Raw genomic sequence first — 2799 nt, forward strand, 5'->3', positions numbered from 1 at the left:
CCATACTTGGTACCATTAATCAAGAGGTTATTTCAGTTTTTTTCCAAAAGAAAAAGCACCGCGAAGGGTGCTTTATAAATTATTTTCGGACTAATATTTTCAAGCATGAAATCGCCCCCCCTTACATTTTTCAATAAAAGGAAGGTATTTCCTCCTCTTATGTCGAAAGTATTAGTTCGAAAGGAGGTGACATCAATATGAACTGGAATTCTGTTAACTCTTCCAACCTATCGGCGGTTGCGTATGATGCTGAAACAAGCACGCTTTACATTCGATTCCAAAGCAGTGGCACATACGCATATTATGACGTTCCATCGAACGTATACCAAGGCTTAATGTCCGCCAGTTCTCATGGTGGGTATCATGCGTCGTACATTAAGGGCCGCTATAGGTATCAGAAACTCTAATCCTGATTGATTAAAATAATGGCCGGCCCGGTTAGCATAATTTCTTCCTGGCTGGTCGTTATTTTAAAATTCTCGTGCGGGTCAACATTCACGGAACGGACTCCTTCTCTTCCCATAAGCTCGTCTGTAAGTTCCTTTGTAGATGCTTTCATAAAATGACCTCCAAAACTGATTTTTGATAGTTATTCCCATTCGGCAGTTTCAATATGTAAAATTTCCGACCACTCAGGAGGCAGCTAAGGCAGGTCATAACCAACCACTGAATAATCAGTGACTTGGAAAACATTATATGTTATATTTTGTATAAAAGGGGGGATGATCATGTTTGCTTATTTTAAAGGTGCTGGTGCTTCGGCTTTTGTTGCTACGGTAATTACGCTTTTAGTTTTTCATTTTGAATTAATATGGCTTCTCGGAAAATCCCTTCATGGGTTGTTTATGGCGCTTACATTCACTATCGCGTCCAATTATGTTGGTTGTGTTTTAGGTTGGGTTTTACTCACTTTCCTAAATAAATCCAGGTCAATAGATACTGGTACAGCCGTTATGCTTTATGTTTTATTGGGTTGTGTATTTACCGCTATGCTGAGTTTCGTATTTAGTTCTGGCGTATTTTCTTTTACCCTTATCACAATGAGTGGTTCAGTATCTTTTTACTTGGCGCAACGCATTACTCATGGATTACTATCTTGGAGTGCCGTATTATTCGGCCCGCTTGCATTATTTACTTCATCGTACAGTTACCTGTATCTGACTATTTAAAAGTAGGGGATCATAAAATCCCCTACTTAATTTGATTGACCTGTTCAGGAACAAGTCCCCTCAGTTATGCCTTTATCCATTGGTGACAATAACGCTCCCGGTCCCTCTGTACCATGATCATACTGATAAAGATTTTTAGGTGTTTCGTTATTTTTCTGCACCCATACTTCGTAATTCGGGAAGCCGTCATGACCACCTGCTACACATACGCGTCCATTTTTACGAACAGTGAAGTACATCTCGTAATCAATGTCTGGTGATCCAGGAACTCGTGGGTTACTTGCTGCGCCAACAGCCTTAAAATACAGTATATTGTCTTTGACTTTAACGTCTTCAACTTTAATTCCACTGGTACTAGCTTTTTTGCACTTTTTTTGGGTTTCAACCGAACTTGGGGCAACTTCACTAGGATAAAATTTAAGAACGTTTTCACATGTCGTACCCGTCATTGCCATATCTGTGACAATGTCAAGGTCATCTAAATCAACTTTGATATACTGTGCGATGCGGTACGAACCGTCGAATGAAAAGCCTCGGTTATCCCCATCAAATGTAGTTCCTACCAAAGGGTTCGGATGCGGAATAGTCGCTTCCGGTATAAAGGCCTTTATCTTAATCACTACTGTTGACATTTGCATATCCCCCCGCTTCGAGAATAGATGCGGTCGGCGTACGCCCGAAGGTCATACCCGGCCACATCTCTAATTCTGCTGACACTAGCATAATAACACGGATTTTCTCGCAATTATTCCCGTGATATTCCCACGATATTCCCGCGATTTTCCCACCCCGCTAACAGCGCATAATTTGCAAGGGCTACGCGGCGCAAGCGGTAGAAAACACTCTTCGAAATATGCATCATTTTCGAGACATTAATCCAGCTTTTTCCCTCGATAAGGTGCAGACGAATTAATGTTTCATGCTCAGGATACTGCTCCTTCATCGCACCCAACACCGCATCGATGCGCTGCTTCTCGGCCTGCAAATCCTGATACTCCGCCAACTGCTCCAGTATGGCTTCGTATCCTTCAGGCGTTCCTGTGCGCGCCTCGATGACTTTCTGGATCTTTTTTCGCAGCTCATTCAGCAGCTCCCGATCTTCATCATCGTCTGAGATGCACTCAGAGACCGCCTGACGCTGTTTTAGTGTCCCGGTAGGGTAAATCCCTAGGTAAGCATGTGCAACGGCTTCTAGGCGCTGCTCATGCGGCGTGAGGTACATGTACGACGGTAGACCCCTCAGCTTACGGTGCAGCTCCTGCAAGTGGTCATCCTCGTTTAGCCGACTCACGGTAATGCCGTTGCCAACGCTGTATGTCTCCAGGACGCGGAGGCGGCCAATGATGTCACAGTATCCGGTTAATTGCTTGATGACTTGTTGTTCGATTTGATTCACAGACTTCCTCCTACGCGCTTATTGGCCCTGGTCTTCTTTCGGATCCAATTCAGCATCACTTTCAACCATTCTGCAATCCGGGCAAAACGATAGCCCGCAGCAAGGACACTGTTCCCAAAACATGTCGCATTCTGGGCATTTATCTTGGTCTTTCATGACTCCGTTTCCTCCCCTGCTCGCACTCTTTTCAAAGCGAAGTCCGTTGCAAAACGCTTGTTAACTGCATGTATATAT

Annotated in this window: 6 protein-coding genes; 2 read left to right on the plus strand and 4 right to left on the minus strand. The window is 43.8% G+C overall.

All coding sequences use genetic code 11. The features are described from left to right. Window positions 1-197 precede the first annotated feature (197 nt). Complete coding sequence (locus tag PPOP_RS10555; RefSeq protein WP_006286313.1) at window positions 198-407, plus strand: KTSC domain-containing protein; 210 nt, start codon at window positions 198-200, stop codon at window positions 405-407. On the opposite strand, the gene PPOP_RS21935 is transcribed toward PPOP_RS10555, so the two are convergent. Beyond that, window positions 404-559 (minus strand): BC1881 family protein, encoded by a 156-nt coding sequence (locus PPOP_RS21935; RefSeq protein ID WP_006286314.1) that lies wholly within the window; start codon window positions 557-559, stop codon window positions 404-406. The two genes, PPOP_RS10555 and PPOP_RS21935, sit on opposite strands and share 4 nt — an antisense overlap. A gap of 169 nt (window positions 560-728) precedes the next feature. Between PPOP_RS21935 and PPOP_RS10565 the strand changes: the two genes are divergently transcribed. Continuing rightward, entirely contained in the window at window positions 729-1169 is a 441-nt protein-coding gene (locus tag PPOP_RS10565) for a hypothetical protein (protein WP_042228407.1), read from the plus strand. Window positions 1170-1213: 44 nt separating this feature from the next. On the opposite strand, the gene PPOP_RS10570 is transcribed toward PPOP_RS10565, so the two are convergent. The 3 genes from PPOP_RS10570 to PPOP_RS22745 all read right to left on the minus strand — a co-directional run bounded on the left by PPOP_RS10570 (window position 1214) and on the right by PPOP_RS22745 (window position 2721). After that, window positions 1214-1801, minus strand: a complete 588-nt coding sequence (locus PPOP_RS10570; protein WP_042228409.1) for a DUF3238 domain-containing protein — start codon at window positions 1799-1801, stop codon at window positions 1214-1216. 113 nt (window positions 1802-1914) lie between these two features. Further along, window positions 1915-2565, minus strand: coding sequence for a hypothetical protein (locus tag PPOP_RS10575; RefSeq protein WP_006286316.1), 651 nt, complete (start codon window positions 2563-2565; stop codon window positions 1915-1917). A gap of 18 nt (window positions 2566-2583) precedes the next feature. After that, on the minus strand, window positions 2584-2721 hold the full coding sequence (locus PPOP_RS22745) for a hypothetical protein (protein ID WP_159101835.1): 138 nt from the start codon (window positions 2719-2721) through the stop codon (window positions 2584-2586). Between the last annotated feature and the right edge of the window lie 78 nt (window positions 2722-2799).

It is taken from the genome of Paenibacillus popilliae ATCC 14706 (genome assembly GCF_000315235.1).
Taxonomy (GTDB): Bacteria; Bacillota; Bacilli; order Paenibacillales; family Paenibacillaceae; genus Paenibacillus_B; species Paenibacillus_B popilliae.